This window comes from Nocardioides sp. 616 (assembly GCF_002930065.1).
GTDB lineage: Bacteria > Actinomycetota > Actinomycetes > Propionibacteriales > Nocardioidaceae > Nocardioides > Nocardioides houyundeii.
This window is the reverse complement of record NZ_POAG01000012.1, coordinates 213,395-230,839: the sequence shown is the minus strand read 5'-3', so window position 1 is coordinate 230,839 and position 17,445 is coordinate 213,395. Positions and strand designations below refer to the sequence as shown.

At 72.4% G+C, this 17,445-nt stretch carries 17 protein-coding genes; 9 read left to right on the top strand and 8 right to left on the bottom strand.

The window, feature by feature from the left end; genetic code table 11:
- Positions 1–41: 41 nt before the first annotated feature.
- Complete coding sequence (locus C5H89_RS05575; RefSeq protein ID WP_205304874.1) at positions 42–494, top strand: gamma-glutamylcyclotransferase; 453 nt, start codon at positions 42–44, stop codon at positions 492–494.
- A 10-nt stretch (positions 495–504) separates the two neighbouring features.
- On the opposite strand, the gene C5H89_RS05570 is transcribed toward C5H89_RS05575, so the two are convergent.
- Both C5H89_RS05570 and C5H89_RS05565 read right to left on the bottom strand, forming a co-directional pair.
- A complete protein-coding gene (locus C5H89_RS05570) occupies positions 505–1,614 on the bottom strand; it encodes an FUSC family protein (RefSeq protein ID WP_162799220.1) in 1,110 nt (369 codons plus the stop codon).
- 26 nt (positions 1,615–1,640) lie between these two features.
- A complete protein-coding gene (locus tag C5H89_RS05565; protein WP_101525102.1) occupies positions 1,641–2,009 on the bottom strand; it encodes a VOC family protein in 369 nt (122 codons plus the stop codon).
- 61 nt (positions 2,010–2,070) lie between these two features.
- Here C5H89_RS05565 and C5H89_RS05560 point away from each other — a divergent pair, with 61 nt between their 5' ends.
- Together C5H89_RS05560 and C5H89_RS05555 are read left to right on the top strand one after the other, a co-directional pair.
- Positions 2,071–2,871 carry a purine-nucleoside phosphorylase gene (locus C5H89_RS05560; protein WP_205304873.1) on the top strand — a complete coding sequence of 267 codons (801 nt, stop codon included), beginning with the start codon at positions 2,071–2,073 and terminating at the stop codon, positions 2,869–2,871.
- Positions 2,871–3,668, top strand: a complete 798-nt coding sequence (locus C5H89_RS05555; RefSeq protein ID WP_104106045.1) for an NAD(P)-dependent oxidoreductase — start codon at positions 2,871–2,873, stop codon at positions 3,666–3,668. The genes C5H89_RS05560 and C5H89_RS05555 overlap by 1 nt, the downstream gene beginning before the upstream one ends.
- A 131-nt stretch (positions 3,669–3,799) precedes the next feature.
- Here the strand turns inward: C5H89_RS05555 and C5H89_RS05550 are convergent, their stop codons facing one another.
- From C5H89_RS05550 to C5H89_RS05525, 6 genes are read right to left on the bottom strand one after another with little or no spacing between them, the layout of a single operon-like run.
- Complete coding sequence (locus C5H89_RS05550) at positions 3,800–5,260, bottom strand: HtaA domain-containing protein (RefSeq protein WP_104106044.1); 1,461 nt, start codon at positions 5,258–5,260, stop codon at positions 3,800–3,802.
- 46 nt (positions 5,261–5,306) lie between these two features.
- Positions 5,307–6,617: a hypothetical protein gene (locus C5H89_RS05545; RefSeq protein ID WP_104106043.1), complete on the bottom strand. Its 1,311-nt coding sequence runs from the start codon at positions 6,615–6,617 to the stop codon at positions 5,307–5,309.
- The gene (locus C5H89_RS05540; RefSeq protein WP_104106042.1) at positions 6,604–7,761 is read right to left on the bottom strand and encodes a hypothetical protein; all 1,158 of its coding nucleotides are present in this window, start codon (positions 7,759–7,761) and stop codon (positions 6,604–6,606) included. Before C5H89_RS05540 ends, C5H89_RS05545 begins: the two co-directional genes overlap by 14 nt.
- The gene (locus C5H89_RS05535; RefSeq protein ID WP_240181722.1) at positions 7,743–8,564 is read right to left on the bottom strand and encodes a heme ABC transporter ATP-binding protein; all 822 of its coding nucleotides are present in this window, start codon (positions 8,562–8,564) and stop codon (positions 7,743–7,745) included. The genes C5H89_RS05540 and C5H89_RS05535 overlap by 19 nt, the downstream gene beginning before the upstream one ends.
- On the bottom strand, positions 8,561–9,622 hold the full coding sequence (locus C5H89_RS05530) for an iron ABC transporter permease (protein WP_240181721.1): 1,062 nt from the start codon (positions 9,620–9,622) through the stop codon (positions 8,561–8,563). Before C5H89_RS05530 ends, C5H89_RS05535 begins: the two co-directional genes overlap by 4 nt.
- On the bottom strand, positions 9,619–10,749 hold the full coding sequence (locus tag C5H89_RS05525) for an ABC transporter substrate-binding protein (protein ID WP_205304872.1): 1,131 nt from the start codon (positions 10,747–10,749) through the stop codon (positions 9,619–9,621). Before C5H89_RS05525 ends, C5H89_RS05530 begins: the two co-directional genes overlap by 4 nt.
- A 191-nt stretch (positions 10,750–10,940) precedes the next feature.
- Between C5H89_RS05525 and C5H89_RS05520 the strand changes: the two genes are divergently transcribed.
- The 6 genes from C5H89_RS05520 (at position 10,941) to C5H89_RS05495 (ending at position 17,399) form a co-directional block, all read left to right on the top strand.
- Positions 10,941–11,606, top strand: a complete 666-nt coding sequence (locus C5H89_RS05520) for a biliverdin-producing heme oxygenase (RefSeq protein WP_104106040.1) — start codon at positions 10,941–10,943, stop codon at positions 11,604–11,606.
- A gap of 77 nt (positions 11,607–11,683) precedes the next feature.
- On the top strand, positions 11,684–12,181 hold the full coding sequence (gene tpx, locus C5H89_RS05515) for a thiol peroxidase (RefSeq protein ID WP_104106100.1): 498 nt from the start codon (positions 11,684–11,686) through the stop codon (positions 12,179–12,181).
- A gap of 130 nt (positions 12,182–12,311) precedes the next feature.
- On the top strand, positions 12,312–13,970 hold the full coding sequence (locus tag C5H89_RS05510) for a phospho-sugar mutase (RefSeq protein WP_104106039.1): 1,659 nt from the start codon (positions 12,312–12,314) through the stop codon (positions 13,968–13,970).
- Between the two features lie 57 nt (positions 13,971–14,027).
- Positions 14,028–15,032, top strand: coding sequence for a deoxyribose-phosphate aldolase (gene deoC, locus C5H89_RS05505; protein WP_205304871.1), 1,005 nt, complete (start codon positions 14,028–14,030; stop codon positions 15,030–15,032).
- 22 nt (positions 15,033–15,054) lie between these two features.
- Entirely contained in the window at positions 15,055–16,518 is a 1,464-nt protein-coding gene (locus C5H89_RS05500; RefSeq protein WP_205304870.1) for an aldehyde dehydrogenase family protein, read from the top strand.
- Positions 16,515–17,399, top strand: a complete 885-nt coding sequence (locus tag C5H89_RS05495) for an aldehyde dehydrogenase family protein (protein ID WP_104106038.1) — start codon at positions 16,515–16,517, stop codon at positions 17,397–17,399. The genes C5H89_RS05500 and C5H89_RS05495 overlap by 4 nt, the downstream gene beginning before the upstream one ends.
- The last annotated feature ends 46 nt before the right edge of the window (positions 17,400–17,445 follow it).

Below are 17,445 nucleotides of genomic sequence, written 5' to 3'. Positions count from 1 at the left end.
CGGAGCGCGCAGCGCCCGGATCGCCCGATACGCTGCCTCGCGTGACGCTGTACGCCGCCTATGGCACCAACCTCGATCCGGCACGCATGGGTGAGCGCTGTCCGCACTCCCCGCTGCGCAGCACCGGGTGGCTCGCGGGGTGGCGCCTCACCTTCGGGGGCGAGGAGCACGGCTGGGACGGGGCCCTGGCCACCATCGTGCAGGACCCTGCGGAGCAGGTCTTCGTGGCCGTCTACGACGTCACCGGCGAGGACGAGGTGGCGCTGGACGGCTGGGAGTCCGCGGACACCGGCCTCTACCGCAAGACCCGGGTCCGCGTCTCCACGATGAATGGCGAGCTCGTGGTGTGGGCCTACGTGCTCGACGCCTACGAGGGCGGCCTCCCGAGTGCGTCGTACCTCGGCGTGCTCGCGGACGCCGCCGACGCCGCCGGCGCACCGGACGACTACACCAGCGCGCTGCGGATGCGGCCCTGTCGCTCGACCGGCCTCTGAGCGGCCGGCTCTAGAAGTTCAGCCGGACGTCCAGCTCGTCGCGGGTCATGCCGCCGGCGAACAGCAGGTCCGCGGCCAACGACCTGATCTGGGCCGCGACCGCCGCGCGGTTGAGGGTCATCTGACCGGTCAACGACGTCACCGCCAGGCGCGCCGACTTCACCAGCTCGTCCTGGGCCGCCTGAGGCATCCCGGGCCCTGACAGGTCGGACTGGAAGATCCGGACCCCTCGGGCCAGAGCCTCGACCGAGGCGGTCATCAGCTCCGAGCACTCCTCCCCCATCCGCAGCATGGAGGTCAACCGGCGGGCCAGCACACGGGCGTCGCGGATGGCGTTGTCGACGTCGGCCAGCACGTCGGCGTACCGGGCGACCGTGGTGCGCTGACGCCAGCGCACCGGGGACATCGCCGCCACCTCGGCGACGTTCGCGGCCGTGTTCTGCGCCGTGCTGACCTGGCTCTGGAGACCTCTGGCCTGGGCCAGGGTCGCCTCGGCGAGCCCCGGGTCACCGGTGCGCATCGCCTCGGCCGTGCCGTCCAGGACACCCACCAGCTCCTCCAGCAGCGGGCGCACCTCCTGGGCCAGGTCGCGGGCGGGGTTGCGGGGCAGCAGCAGCACCATCGCGAGCCCGCACAGCCCGCCGACCAGGGCGTCGAGGAAGCGGGTCACGGCCGGGTTGGCGGCCCCGGCCACCGGGATCACCGCCGCCATCAGCGCCCCGGAGTTGGCCGACTGGGTGATCGCCACGCCCTTGAGGCCGGCGAAGATCGCCACCGCGGTGGCCAGCACCACCACCAGGGCCAGCTGCCAGACCCCGCGCCCGATCGCCAGGATCAGCAGCTCGCCCACCAGCACCCCGACCGCGACGCCGAGGACCAGCTCCAGCAGCATGCGTCGCCGCAGTCCCATGCCGGCGGCCAGCACGATGACGGCGGCGATCGGTGCGAAGAACGCCTGCTGGTGATGGAGCCCGTAGGTGGAGATCGCGAAGGCCGCCGCCGAGGCGGCGCCCATGCGCAGCAGCTGCCGCCACCGTCGCGCGACCGCCAGGCACCGGTCGCGCAGCGTCATCCGCGGCACGAGAGCGGCCATGCGCTGGACTCGCGGGTGGAGCGACACGCCTCCATCCTCGTCCATGCCAGGGCCTACTCGCCGCCGTGGCAGCACGCCTCGATGTTGTTGCCCTCGGTGTCGCGGACGAAAGCGGCGTAGTAGCCCGGGTGGTACTCCGGCCACAGGCGCGGCTCGTGCAGCACCTCGGCCCCAGCCGCGACTGCCTCGGCGAACCAGACGCGGACGGCGGCGGCGTCCGGCGCGACGAACGCGACGTGCACCTCGCGGTTGGCGCCCACGCCCTCGAAGGTGCCGATCCAGAAGGTCGGATGCTCGGTCCCGTAGCCGATCGCAACACCCTCCTCCATCAACCGCCGGTGTCCCAGCGCCCCCAGGACGCGGTCGTAGAAGGCGCTGGCGCGCGCCAGGTCGGTGACGTTGATGCCCAGGTGATCGATCACCCTCCCAGCCTGCACCCTCAGGACTGGCCCCACCAGTGGGCCGCTGCCTAGGATCACGCGAGTGACCGAGACCGATCCCCTCGCCCTGGCCGACAAGGCCGCCTCGACCCTGCGTGAGCTCACCGGCGTGCAGAGCCACGACGTCGCCCTGGTGCTCGGCTCCGGCTGGCTGCCGGCAGTCGAAGCGCTCGGACCGGCCACGGCCGAGATCGCCACCACCGACCTCCCCGGCTTCCACGCCGCCGGGGTGGTGGGGCACTCGGGCAAGGTGCGCAGCGTCAAGGTCGGGGAATCAAACGTCCTGGTCTTCCTCTCCCGCACCCACTTCTACGAGGGCAAGGGCGTGCGCGCGGTCGTCCACCCGGTCCGTACGGCGGCCGCCGCGGGGTGCCGCGCCATCGTGCTGACCAACGGCTGCGGCGGACTGAAGGAGTCCTTCACCCCCGGGCAGCCGGTGCTGATCAGCGACCACATCAACCTGACCGCCACCTCCCCCATCGAGGGCGCGAACTTCGTCGACCTCACCGACCTCTACTCGGCCCGGCTGCGGGCCCTGTGTCGCGAGCTCGACCCGACGCTGGACGAGGGTGTCTACGTCCAGTTCCCCGGCCCCCACTACGAGACGCCCGCCGAGATCGGCATGGTCCGCGCCATCGGCGGGCACCTGGTCGGCATGAGCACCACGCTGGAGGCGATCGCGGCCCGCGAGGCAGGGATGGAGGTGCTGGGCATCAGCCTGGTCACCAACCTGGCGGCGGGCATCAGCGGCGAGCCGCTCAACCACGCCGAGGTCCTGGAGACCGGACGCGCCGCGGCCAGCCGGATGGGCGAGCTCCTGACCAGCGTCGTCCCCCGCATCTGATGCACGTCCTGGTGACCGGCGCCGCCGGCTCGATCGGACAGGTGGTGACGGCCGGGCTGGAGGCCCTGGGCCACGAGGTCGTCGGCCTCGACCTGGTGCCCGCGCCGGAGGGCGTCGACCTGGCCTGGCACGTCGTGGACTGCACCGACCCCGACGCCGTCGACGAGGCCTTCGAGGCCCAGCCGCTCGACGCCGTCGTACACCTGGCGGGGTATCCCGACGAGCTGGACCTGCCCGGCTCCCTGGCCTCGCACGTGATCACCACCGCGGCCCTGCTCGACGCGATGGTGGCCCACCGCGTGGGGCGGATCGTCTACGCCTCCAGCAACCATGCGGTGGGCCGCACCCCGCGCCACGACCTGGTCGGCACCGACGCCAGGCCCCGGCCCGACACGTTCTACGGCGTCGGCAAGGTCGCGGCCGAGGCGGTGCTGAGCCTGTACGCCGACCGCTACGGCATCGACGCGATCGCCTGCCGCATCGGCTCCTTCCTCCCGCGCCCGGAGACGGTCCGCAACCTGTCGACGTGGCTCTCCCACGAGGACTGCGTGCGCATGGTGGAGGCCGCGCTGACCACCCCGGCCCCCGGCTTCGCGGTGCTCTACGGCATCTCCGCCAACACCGATGCCTGGTGGGACCTGGAGCCGGGTCGGGCGCTGGGCTACCAGCCCCAGGACGACGCCGCGTCGTACGCCGACGACATAGCGCCCCGTCCCGAGGACGAGGCGGAGGCGGCGTACGTCGGAGGCCCGTTCGCGGGCGAGGTCTTCTACCGGCCCGCGCTGCCCCGGGCCTGATCTGGCGCCCGCGCCGGGGCCCGGTGCCAGGATCCCCGCCTAAGCGGGGTTCCCTGCGGTTAGGGGGGCATGCATGCCCCCCTAACCCGATAGAACCCCGCCCAGGCGGGTATCCGTGTGACGCGAGGGACTCAGCGGACGCGGTACGTGACGACCTTGCGCGCCTTGTTGAACGTGGCGTCGCCGCGGTACTGGACCACGACCTGGTACTGACCTCGCTTGGACTTCGGCAGCCTCACCACGGCCTTGCCCTTGGCGTTGAGCTTGGCCTTGAGCTGCTTGGCCTTCTGGCCCGGCGTCTTGAGCTTGGCGATGACCTTGCCGGTGGCGGTGGCGTCGGCGCCCTTGATCCGGACGACGAGCTTGCCGGCCTTGCGGGCGGTCGGCTTCTGCAGGCTGGTCCTCACCTTCGCGTCGACCTTGGCACCGGGTGCGACCGGCGGGACGGACGGGACCGGCGCAGTCGGCGGGGTGACCGGGGTGGCGACCTGGAGCTGGGTCCAGTCGATGACGACGGGGGTCTTGGTGTCCTGGGTGCTGTTGGAGTGGGTGTGGGCCTGCCAGGTGAACAGGGCGTACGCCGTGCCCGGGACGAGCTTCTCGACCGGGGCGTTGAGCACGGTGGAGAAGGTGTCACCGACGAAGTCGCTGGGCATGACGTAGGCCACCGCGGTCATCGCGGCCATGCTGGCGCGGTTGCCGTAGTCGATGACCGTGTCGGCCGGGGCGAGCGCCACGTAGACGCCGGCGTCCCCGGGGTTGGTGACGGCGCTGAAGCCTGCGCCCTGCGCCCGGATGCTGAGGCCGTTCACGGGGTCGGCGGCGATCACGCTCGACGTGATCGTGGGGGTGGGGGTGGCGGCGGCGGTGAAGCTGCCGGGACGCTTGTGGTCCCCGGAGGTGGAGTAGTAGAAGTGCGCGCGCACACCGCTGGGCACGGCGCCCAGGAAGTCGGGGTGGAACGACTTGCCGTCCACGGGGCGGGTGGTGGTGGTGATCCCCAGGTCGAGCGCCTGCTGGGATCCCGCTGCGAGCACGCCCTCCCAGGCCGGGGTGGCCGAGGTGCTGGCACCCACGGCGCTCGCGCCGGTGAAGTCGGCCACCGTCACCTGCGAGGCCGGTGTGGTGCTCGACGGGTCGGTCCCGGTGACGGTCGCGCGGATCTCGCCCTGCCCGGTCGGGGAGACGACGACGACCGGGTCGCTGACGGTGACCGAGTAGTACTCGGTCCCGCCGTTGACGAAGGCTCCGCGGACCGTGCCTGTGTAGGACGTGGTCACCGTGCCGTCGGCGGCCTTGGTCGTGGCGCTCGCCGGGAACGTGAAGACGTCGTCGGTGCTGACGGCGGGGTCACCTGCGTGGTGCGCGGCCCCGGCGCTCGCCGAGCCCGTGGGCGTGGTGGGCAGCGTCGGGCCGGCCTTGCTGAAGTAGAGGTGCTCGACGAACTGCTGGGAGATGTTCCAGGTCAGCTCGCCCGTCGCCGGTGCGGCCTGGGCTGGTGCGCCGGTGAGAGCGGAGGCCGCGCCTGCGACCAGGACGGTCGCCACGCCGGCTGCGAGCCGCCGACGTGAGGCGATCTTGGTGGACTGCATGATGTTCCTTTCGGTGGGTGGTGCACAGGTGCCGAGGCACGCAAGGTCAAGGACGCGGGCCGGGAACCAGCAGCAGGGCGGCGGCCGCCATGAGGAGCAGCCCGCCGATCCACCACCCCGGGTGGGTGCCGAGGCTCGCCGCGGCGGGGGCAGGAGCCGGCGACACCGACGCGGCTGAGACCGCCACCGGCTGTACGGCGTTCCCTCCCGCCGCCTGCGCGTCGCTGGCCGTGGCCGCTGCCCGCTCGGGCACCAGAGGTGCCCGGGCCGCCGGCTCCTCCAGGGGCTGCAGCACGGACTGTTCGGCCGGCTGCGCCGGGACGGTCGCCGACGGGGCGGAGGCAGTGGACTTGCCCGGTCCTGGCGAGGGCGTCTGCTTCGGCGGCCGGGTGACGTTGTTCTTCGGCGTCGCGCTCGGGGACGGCGCCGCGCTGGCCGGGGGCGGCGCCGACGGCTCCTCCCCGGCGTAGCCGACGACGACCGGGGCAGGCACCTTGGTCCAGTCGGACTGCAGCCCGGTGGAGTACCAGAACTGGTCCACGCCCAGCGGGCCGAGGAACGCGATCATCGAGGCTGGGAAGCTGCCCCAGCTGGTGCCGGTACGGGTCTGCGGAACGCTGCCGTCGACCTGGACCCCGCCGTACGCCGGGTTGGCGACGAGGCCGGTCTCGGTGACGTCGACGCCGGTGAGGTCCGCCACGCTCACCCGCTGCGGCGGGACCGCCGCCCACAGGCTGGGGTCGTTGCGGTCAGCGTCCCAGCCTCCGATCTGGGCCGTGACGGTGCCGACGCCGCCGCTGAGGGTGAGCACCGGGTCGGTGATGGTGAAGACGGTGTTGCCGGCGTAGTAGACGACCGTGAAGGTGCCGCTCCAGCTCAGCGAGGCGTCGTCGGCGGCCGGGTCGAGGGTGCCGCTGCCGGCCGTCAGGTGCACCCGGTGGCCGCTGAACGGGCCGTAGACGTCGATCGGCGCCCCGGCGGCGTCGGTGCCCAGGCCGGCCCAGGTGGCGGTCTGCCAGGCGCCCGCGCTGTCGCGCTTCTGGATGGTGACGTTGCCTGCGGCGGCCTGCCACTTCGACGCCGGCAGGACGGCACCGCCCCGACCGGGGTCGGCGAGGCCGGCAGCGAGGAAGTTGATCGCACCGGGGTTGTGGGAGCGGGCGTTGGTCTGCTCGTTGAGGGACCAGGTGAAGACCGCGTCGTCGACCTGCATCGCGGAGACCTGCGTCGGGGTCCCTACCGGGTTCTCGGGTCCGGCGTGCGCGACCCCGCTCAGCGCGAACAGCGAGAGTGCGCCCGCCCCGAGGAGCGCGGCCGCGGCCCGACGGATCCGTCCGTCCTGCTTACGCCACCGCACGACGCCCCCTGGACCGGCGCAGCGTGACGAGTCCGACGCCGGCGAAGAGGACACCCGCGCCGACCGCGAAGGCGAGGGCGGCGGTGTCGCGGGAGTCGCCGTCCGTCGCCGCCGCCGGCGTCTCGTCGCCGACCGCGGCGGGCTCCGCGTCCGCCGCGATCGCGAACCGCACCGAGGGCTGACGCCCGGCTCCGAAGACCCGCAGCTCGTGGGTGCCGGGCGCGACCTCGGCCGGGAGCGGCAGCACGCCGGCGACCCGGCCGTCGGCCCCGACCAGGTGCGGCCCGCTGGCCACCAGGCCGTCGTCGAGGATCGCGGTCAGCTGCTGCCCCGGGGTGAGGCCCTGGGCGACGAAGGAGAGGGCCCGTCCGGCCACCGCGGAGGGCCGGTCGATGGCCAGGCTGGCCTTGCCCGGACGGCTGGCTCCGGCGGCGCCGGCCTGCTCCCGGGTCGACTCCGAGGCCTCGGAGCCGCTTGGGCCAGAGGTCGCGCCCGGTTCCGAGCCCGGCTCCGGCTCCGACCGCGAGCCGGCGCTGGGGGCGGTCGAGGACGGGCTCCTGACGGCACCGCTCGTCCCGGTGTCCCGGATCGCGACGGGGGTGAAGGTCTCGTTGTTGGCGTTGTGCACGCCGTGGGCGCCGACGGTGATGACCCCGCAGGTGACCTTGGTGCAGTCCACGGTGCGCACGGTGCCGTCGCGCCCCACGCCCTGGAAGGTGGGCCCGGGCACCATGAGCCGGACCGACCAGGACCCGTCGGCGGAGATCGTGCCGCCGTTGGCCGAGGAGGCGGTGTCGGATCCCGGGAAGGCGACGTACCGCTGGAAGCCGGCGTTGCTGCGCGACTCGCTGTCCGGCACGTAGACGAAGTCGGTCCCGGACTTCCCGCCCCGGCTGGGCTGCCAGCGTCCCTCGACCGCGCCGAACCAGACGTAGATGCCGCCGTGGCCGCCCTTGATGGACTGGAAGCCGCGACCGGAGACGGTGAGCTCGGTGGAGTACCGGGAGTCGATGACCGCACCGCGACCGTCGTTGTCGACCACCACGCGCCCCGCTGCCTGGGCGGGCACCGGCACGAGGCCCACGGACAGCACCCCGGCCGCGAGCAGGACCGCCCAGCTGCGGCTCAGACGACGACCGGGCATGGGTCCTCCTGCAGGTGTACGGCGGTCGGCCGGTTGCGCACCGGGACCACCAGGGGCTGGCCGTGGTGCTGGAGCACCTCGACGGGGTGTTCGTAGACCTCGCTGAGCAGGGCGGAGGTGATGACCTCCGCCGGGGTGCCGACCGCGCGCACCTCGCCACCGGCCAGCACGCACACCCGGTCGGCCCAGGCGGCCGCGAGACTCAGGTCGTGCAGCACGACCACCACGGCGGCGCCAGCCTGGGCGCTGCTGCGGGCCTGGCTGAGCAGCGCCTCCTGGTGACGGATGTCGAGAGCGGCGGTGGGCTCGTCGAGCAGGTGCACCTCGACCTCCTGGGCGAGCAGGCGGGCGTAGGCCACGCGGGCCTGCTCCCCGCCGGACAGGGTGGGCACCACCCGGGCGGCGAGGTGGGTGACGTCGGCGATCGCCATGGCCGCCTCCACGCTGGCGTCGTCCTGGTCGGCGCGCGGGGTGCGGCGCCACACGGCTCGGCCCATCTCGACCACCTCGCGGACCCGGAAGCCGAAGGCCAGCGTGTGCTTCTGCTGAAGCACCGCCCGCTGCCGAGCCAGGTCGGCCACGGACTGGGCCGCGATCGGACGTCCTCCGAGCTCGACCGCCCCGGAGTCCGGCTGGCGGTCGCCGGCGAGAACGGCGAGCAGCGTCGACTTGCCGGCGCCGTTCGGCCCCACCAGCGCGACGAGCTCACCGCAACGCACCTCGAGGCTGACGTCGTGCAGGATCCTGCAGCCGTCGATGTCGACGCACACGCCCGCGGCCCGCAGCGCCGCGACGTCCTTCACGCCCAGCCCCCCGCCGTACGACGGGCGCGGCGCAGCAGCCAGAAGAAGACCGGGCCGCCGACCACCGAGGTGAGCATGCCGATCGGCAGGTCCGCATAGGCGATCGCGGTGCGGGCCCACAGGTCGGCCAGGACCAGCAGGACGGCACCGCCCAGGGCGCTGGCCGGGACGAGCGCCCGGTGTCCCGGCCCCACCACCATCCGCATCAGGTGCGGGATGATCAGGCCGACGAAGGCGATGATCCCGGCGAAGGCGACCGCGGCCGCGGTCAGCACGGCGACCACCACGATGCAGGTCATGCGCAGCCGCTCGACGTTGACCCCGACGTGCCGAGCCCCCTTGTCGCCCAGCGCCAGCAGGTCGAGGCGGCGCGCGAGGACCAGCGAGACGGCGATCCCGGCCACGGCGAGGGGTGCGGTGACCAGGACCTGCTCGACGCGGGCCCCGTTGAGACTGCCCAGCTGCCAGAAGACGATCTCCTCCCGGGCGGAGGTGTCGCCGAGGAACATCAGGAAGGCGAGGGCGCCACCGGCCATCGCGTTGATCGCGACGCCGGTGAGCACCAGCGTGACGACCTCGGTGCGCCCGTTCTGCCGGGAGAGCAGATAGACCGCGATCGTGGTCACCAGGCCGCCGAGGAAGGCGCCCACCGGGAGCGTCCACGAGCCCAGTGCCACCACGTCGAACACGATGACCGCGGACGCGGCGAGCGCCGCCCCGGCCGAGACGCCCACCACCCCGGGCTCGGCGAGCGGGTTGCCGAAGACGCCCTGCATCACCGCGCCCGCCACCCCCAGGGCGGCGCCGACCATGACGGCCATGGCGATCCGCGGGAACCTGATCCGCCACAGGGAGGACTCCCCCTGGGGGTGGCTGGGCAGGCTTCCGGCGTCGATGCCGACCTTGTGCAGCAGCGAACCGACCACCTCGCCGGCGGAGATGTGCAGCTGCCCCGCACCCGCGGCGAAGACCATCGAGGCCAGCAGCGCCACGCCGAGCACCCCCAGCACCAGGGTGCGGTTGGTGGCGGTGGGCGCGAGCGGGAGGCTGAGGCTCACGCGAGCTCCTCCGGAGCGTGCACGGCCACGGCCAGGGCGTTGAGGACGGCCGCGGTGTTGGGGCCGTAACCCAGGACCAAGGAGTCCTCGATGTCCACGAAGCGCTTGTTCTCCCCCGCCGGGGTGATCGCCAGCGCGGGCACCTTCTCCAGGAGGCCCTCGACGCCCCCGGTGGACTCCAGGCCTCCACTCATCATCACCACCAGCTCCGGGGCTGCGGCCACCAGGCCCTCCGCGGTGACCGGACGCATCCCGGCCCAGCCGATCTCCTCGGCCACGTCGTAGGCGCCGACGGCGTCGATGAGGTCGTCGGCGCCCGAGCCCTTGCCGAACATGTAGTAGACCCCGGCGTTGCCACGGACGTAGAGGAAGACGGTCCGCAGCCGCTGGCGCTCGTCGGCGGGGGCCACCGCCTCAATCTCGGCCTGCACGGTCTCAACCTCGCCTGCCACCCGGTCCGCCAGCAGCTCGCCTGCCTCGGGGACCCCTAGCGCGGCGGCGGTCATGGCGGTGATGTCGTCGATGTTGTCCAGGGACCGCGAGGATTCCACCACCACGACCGGAATGCCCGACTCCCGCATCTGCAGCACCACGTCCCAGGGCCCCAGCGAGGTGTCGGTGATGATCAGGGTCGGGTCCAGGTCGAGGATCGCCTCGCCGTTGAGCTCGTGGCCGTTGCCGGTGACCAGGGGGAGCTCCGCTGCCTCCGAGAACTGCGTGGAGATGTCGCGTCCCACCAGGTGATCGCCGAGGCCGAGCTCGAAGACGGTGCGGGCGAGCGTGCCGTGCAGGTCCAGGGCGAGCACCCGAGAGGTGTCCTCGACGGTGACCTTCGTGCCCTGGGCATCGGTCAGCGTGGCCGGGAGCCGGGGCTCGGGGCTGGTCACGACGGGGTCCACGCCGGGGTCCTGGACCCCGGCCGTCACGGGGCCCTGCCAGGCGCGGGGGTCGGCCGCCACCTGGGCCGAGGCGATCGGCGGCGCTGTACCCACGCTTGCGCCAGCGCTCTTCGGGACCGACTCAGGACCCTGCAGACCGCAGCCCGCCAGCGCAGCACCCAGCACTCCCACGACCGTCCCGACGAGCACCCGGGCGCCCTGGGGCCGCCATGACCGCGACTTGATCAACGTTCGTCTCCTAGACATGGTCCAAACGGGCCCAGGCGCGACCAACGGGGCTCTTCATCCGGCGGACAAGCGCGCTACTGCAGCGTATCGTTAAGATAGGCTAGCCTAATAAAGGTAAGGGTTACCTAATCAGGCCGCCCACCACCCTCAGGCGGCCCCGGCCGCGCGCACGACCACGACCGGAGACAGCCATGACCCTGCTCGGCAATGCCCCCGCGGCCCCCCTCTCGGCCGCCATGCGCGAGGGCTCGCAGGCCCAGCACAGCGCTGCGGAGAGCTCCACGTTCATCTCCGACCTGATGGGCGGCAAGATCAACGAGGCGGGCTACGTCAGCTACCTCCGCTCGCTGCGCGCCGTCTACGCCGCCTTGGAGGAGACCGGCCGTGCCCTGGCCGCCGACCCCCTCGTCAGCAGGCTCCACGACCCGGTGCTGGACCGGCTGGGTGCCATCGACGCCGACATCGCCGCGTGGTCCACCGGCGCCGAGGCAGAGCAGGCCTGCGAGGGTCGGGCGGCCGCCGAGTACGCCGAGCGCATCCGCTGGACGCTCGACCACCCGGTGCGCTACGTGGCCCACCACTACACCCGCTACCTGGGCGACCTCTCCGGCGGACAGGCCATCGGGCGCATCCTGGACCGGGACTTCGCCCGGGACGGCCACGGCCTGGCTCTGTACCGGTTCGAGGCGATCCCCAAGGTCAAGACCTACAAGGACGGCTACCGCGCCCGGCTGGACGGGCTCGACCTGGCTCCTGCTCAGCAGGCCGAGGCGGTCGCGGAGGTGCAGCAGGCGTTCAGCCACAACCAGGCCGTGTTCGCCGAGCTCGCGACGCACGCGGAGCACTTCGCTCGCTGAGAGGCTCCAGGCCGGGGGCGTCCAGGCCGTGACCCGACTGTGACCCCGCCGTGATGCCGGGTGTGACAATGGGCGGCATGGCAACCACAGCACTCAAGGGATCCCCCGTCCACACCGTCGGCGAGCTGCCGGCTGTCGGCACCTCAGCACCTGGCTGGGAGCTGGTCGGCGCCGGCCTGTCCCAGCTGACCCCGGCCGATGTCGAGGGCACCCGCGTCGTCCTCAACATCTTCCCCAGCGTCGACACCGGCGTCTGCGCCGCCAGCGTGCGCAAGTTCAACGAGCTGGCCGCCAGCCTGGACAACACCACCGTGGTCAACGTCTCCAAGGACCTGCCGTTCGCCCAGGCGCGCTTCTGCGGAGCCGAGGGCATCGACCAGGTCAAGATGGGCTCGGCCTTCCGCTCCACCTTCGGCGAGGACTACGGCATCACCCTCGCCGACGGGCCGATGGCCGGCCTGCTGGCCCGCGCTGTCGTCGTGGTGAACCCCGACGGCACCGTGGCCTACACCCAGCTCGTGGACGAGATCACCACCGAGCCGGACTACGACGCCGCCCTCGCCGCCCTGTCCTGAAGCCCTGTTCTCAAGCCTGTCCTGAAGACCTGTCCTGACAGGTCCTCGACCCGACGTCGTCCGGGCGGCCCGCGCCGCCCGGACGAAGTCGGGGCTCACACCCGTCACCGGGCCGCGCTAACGTGCGGCCATGACGTCTGACGCCGCGACCGCCCCCCTCCTGGACCGAGCCCGCACCTGGGCAGCGCAGGATCCCGACGAGCAGACCCGGGCCGAGCTCGAGGCGATCATCACCGAGGTCGAGGCGGGCAGCGACCCCGCCGAGCTGGCGGACCGGTTCCGCGGCACCCTGGAGTTCGGCACCGCGGGGCTCCGCGGCGCGCTGGGCGCCGGACCCAACCGGATGAACCGGGTCGTGGTGATCCGCGCCGCGGCCGGGCTGGCCTCCTACCTGCGTGATCAGGGTGCGCCCAGCGGCGCGCCGGTGGTGATCGGCTACGACGCGCGGCACAACTCCGACGTCTTCGCCCGCGACACCGCCGAGGTGATGAGCGGCGCCGGCTTCAAGGCCCTGGTCATGCCGCGCCCTCTTCCCACTCCCCTGCTGGCCTACGTGATCCGTGAGCTCGGCTGTGTGGCCGGGGTCATGGTCACCGCCAGCCACAACCCGCCGCAGGACAACGGCTACAAGGTCTACCTCGGCGACGGCAGCCAGATCGTGCCGCCCGCCGACAGCGACATCGCGGAGCGGATCGCGGCCGTCGGCGCCGTCTCCGACGTACCGCGCGGCAACGGCGGGACGGTCGTCGGCGAGGAGCTCGTCGACCGGTACCTCGACACCGTCGCCGACCTGCTGGACGACGGTCCCCGGGAGCTGGAGATCGTCTACACCCCGCTGCACGGCGTCGGCGGCACCTCGGTGGTGCAGGTGCTGGAGACCGCGGGCTTCTCCGAGACCCACGTGGTGCCCGAGCAGGAGCAGCCCGACCCCGACTTCCCCACCGTGGCTTTCCCCAACCCGGAGGAGCCCGGCGCCATGGACCTCGCCATCGCCCTCGCCGGCCGGCTGCGCGCCGACATCGTGGTGGCCAACGACCCGGACGCCGACCGCTGTGCCGCGGCGATCGAGGGCCCGCACGGCTGGCGGATGCTGCGTGGTGACGAGGTCGGGGCGCTGCTGGCCCAGCGACTGCTCGCCGGCGGCAAGCAAGGCGTCTACGCGACCTCGATCGTCTCCTCCTCGCTGCTCGGCAAGATGGCGGCGAAGGCGGGCCAGCCCTACGAGGAGACCCTCACCGGCTTCAAGTGGATCGGCCGGCTGGACAACCTCGCCTACGGCTACGAGGAGGCGCTGGGCTACTGCGTGGACCCCGAGCACGTGCGCGACAAGGACGGCGTCTCGGCGCTGCTGCTGCTGTGCGCGGTGGCTGCGGCCGCCAAGGCCGAGGGACGCACCCTGGCCGACCTGCTCGACGACATCGCCGTGGAGCACGGCCTGCACGCCACCGACCAGCTCTCGGTGCGGTTCGCCGAGCTCGAGCAGATCGCCGCCACGATGGACCGCTTGCGCACCTCGCCGCCGTCCACCCTGGGCGGCCTGGCCGTGGAGCGCGTGGAGGACCTCGCCCTGGGGTCGGCCGAGCTGCCGCCCACCGACGGACTGCGCTACACCCTCGCCGAGGGTGCCCGCGTGATCGTCCGTCCCAGCGGCACCGAGCCCAAGCTGAAGTGCTACCTCGAGGTGGTCATCGAGGTCTCCCCCGAGGACGGTGTGGACGCGGCCAGGATCGCGGCCGCGGGCCGCCTGGACGCCCTCAAGAACGACGTGAAGCTCGCCGCCGGCCTCTGAGGCGGCGCAGGTCCCCAGGGTTCTCGTCCTGGACCCGACCAACTCTATGCTGGGTGCGTGACAGCCACTTCTGCCTCAACGACGAGTGCAGGCCAGGCAGGACCAGACATCGGCGCACCATTCGCCGACGTCACCGGTTCCGAGGCCTCGCTGCGCCGCTTCCTCCACGGCCTCCCGGGCGTCGACCAGGTCGGTTGTGAGGCGCGAGCCGCCACCCTGGGCACCCGGTCGATCAAGACCACTGCCAAGGCCCAGGCCCTCGACCTCGCGATCCGGATGGTCGACCTGACCACCCTGGAGGGCATGGACACCCCCGGCAAGGTGCGCGCGCTGTCGTCCAAGGCGATGCGCCCGGACCCCGCCGACCCGACCTGCCCCGCCGCCGCCGCGGTCTGCGTCTACCCCGACATGGTCGCGGTGGCCAAGGAGACCCTGGGCGACTCGGGCGTGCACGTCGCCTCCGTCGCGACCGCCTTCCCCAGCGGGCGGGCCGCGCTGGAGATCAAGCTGGCCGACACCCGGACCGCCGTCGCCGCCGGCGCCGACGAGATCGACATGGTGATCGACCGGGGCGCGTTCCTCTCCGGGCGCTACCTGTCGGTCTTCGAGGAGATCGTGGCCACCCGTGAGGCCTGTGCGCGCCCCGACGGCACCGAGGCGCACCTGAAGGTCATCTTCGAGACCGGCGAGCTGCAGACCTACGACAACGTCCGTCGGGTCAGCTGGCTGGCGATGATGGCCGGCGCCCACTTCATCAAGACCTCCACCGGCAAGGTCCAGCCCGCTGCGACCCTGCCGGTCACGCTGATCATGGCCGAGGCGGTGCGGGACTTCCGTGAGCAGACCGGGCAGATGGTCGGGGTGAAGCCCGCCGGCGGCATCCGGACCAGCAAGGACGCCATCAAGTACCTGGTGATGGTCAACGAGACCTGCGGCCCGGACTGGCTCGACCCGGCCTGGTTCCGCTTCGGGGCCTCCACGCTGCTCAACGACCTGCTGATGCAGCGCACCAAGATGACGACGGGCCGCTACTCCGGCCCCGACTACTTCACCCTCGACTGAGTCACTGAGGAAGCACACACCCATGGTCAAGGTTCCCGAAGCCACCACGCCCGCGGCGTTGTTCGACTACGCCCCCGCCCCCGAGTCCCGAGCGATCCTCGACATCCGGCCCTCCTACGGCCTCTTCGTCGACGGGGATTTCGTCGACGGTCACGGAGCCTCGTTCAAGACGGTCAACCCGGCCACCGAGGAGGTGCTCGCCGAGGTCTCGGCCGCCGACGCGTCCGACGTGGACGCCGCGGTGCGGGCCGCCCGCCGCGCCTACACCCGTGTCTGGTCGCGGATGAGCGGCCGGGAGCGGGCCAAGTACCTCTACCGGATCGCCCGTATCATCCAGGAGCGGGCCCGCGAGCTGGCCGTCCTGGAGTCGATCGACAACGGCAAGCCGATCCGGGAGAGCCGCGACGTCGACGTCCCCACCGCCGCCGCGCACTTCTTCTACTACGCCGGCTGGGCCGACAAGCTCGAGTACGCCGTCCCGGGCAACCGGGACCCGCGCCCGCTGGGGGTCGCCGGACAGGTCATCCCCTGGAACTTCCCGCTGCTGATGCTGGCCTGGAAGATCGCGCCGGCGCTGGCGGCCGGCAACACCGTCGTGCTCAAGCCCGCCGAGACGACCCCCTTGAGCGCACTGCTCTTCGCCGAGATCTGCCAGCAGGCCGACCTTCCGCCCGGGGTGGTCAACATCGTGACCGGTGCCGGCGAGACCGGCCGGCTGCTGGTCGCGCACCCCGACGTCGACAAGGTGGCCTTTACCGGATCCACCGCGGTCGGTCGGGACATCGCCCGGACGATCGCCGGAACCGACAAGCGGGCCACCCTGGAGCTGGGCGGCAAGGCGGCCAACATCGTCTTCGACGACGCCCCGATCGACCAGGCCGTCGAGGGCATCGTCAACGGCATCTTCTTCAACCAGGGCCACGTCTGCTGCGCCGGCTCCCGCCTGCTGGTGCAGGAGAGCATCGCCGAGGACCTGCTCGCCCGCCTCAAGCGCCGGATGGCGACGCTGCGCATGGGCGACCCCCTGGACAAGAACACCGACGTGGGCGCCATCAACTCCAGCGAGCAGCTCTCGCGAATCCGCGAGCTGGCCGGGGTCGGCGACAGCGAGGGCGCCGAGCGCTGGCAGGTCGCCTGCGACCTGCCGAGCAAGGGCTTCTGGTTCCCGCCGACCATCTTCACCGGCGTCTCCCAGGCCCACCGCATCGCACGGGAGGAGATCTTCGGCCCCGTGCTCTCGGTCCTGACGTTCCGCACGCCCACGGAGGCGATCGAGAAGGCCAACAACACCCCCTTCGGCCTCTCGGCCGGGGTGTGGAGCGACAAGGGCTCGCGCATCCTGTGGGCGGCCAACCAGCTGCGCGCCGGTGTGGTGTGGGCCAACACGTTCAACAAGTTCGACCCCACGTCGCCGTTCGGCGGCTACAAGGAGTCGGGATACGGCCGCGAGGGCGGCCGCCACGGACTGGAGGGGTACCTCAAGTGAGCACGACCAACAACGGCCGCGCCGCGGTGCGCAAGACCTGGAAGCTCTACATCGGCGGGGCGTTCCCCCGGTCCGAGTCGGGCTACTCCTACGTCGTCAACGACTCGAAGGGGACCTTCGTGGCCAACGCAGCCCTGGCCTCGCGCAAGGACGCCCGCGACGCGGTGACCCACGCGCGCAAGGCGTTCGCCGGATGGTCGTCGCGGACGGCGTACAACCGCGCGCAGATCGTCTACCGGATCGCGGAGGTGATGGAGGACCGACGTCCGCAGTTCATCGAGACCGTCCGTCAGTCCGAGGGCCTCAGTGCCAAGCAGGCCGACCAGGTCGTCGACGAGTCCATCGACCGCCTGGTCTGGTACGCCGGCTGGGCGGACAAGATCACCCAGGTCGTGGGCAGCGCCAACCCGGTCGCCGGCCCCTACTTCAACCTCTCCTCCCCCGAGCCCACCGGCGTGGTCGCGGTGGTGGCACCGCAGCAGTCCTCGCTGCTGGGGCTGGTCTCGGTGATCGCCCCGGTCATCGTCACCGGCAACACCGCGGTGGTGCTCAGCTCCGAGGCGCGGCCGCTCCCGGCCGTGACGTTCGCCGAGGTGCTGGCCACCTCGGACGTGCCCGGCGGCGTGGTCAACATCCTCACCGGACCGTACGCCGGCACCGCGCCCTGGCTGGCTGAGCACATGGACGTCAACGCCGTCGACCTGACCGGCGTCGCGGGCGACCGCGAGGCGGCGACGGCCTACGAGGTCGCGGCGGCGGAGAACCTCAAGCGGGTGCTGCGTGCCCCCGCCGCCGAGCCCGACTGGTACGCCGACCAGGGCATCGACCGGATGACGACGTTCCTGGAGACCAAGACCGTCTGGCACCCGATCGGCATCTGATCGCGGGGCGCCTGAGCCGCGGGTTCCACCCCACCGGGACGGCTCG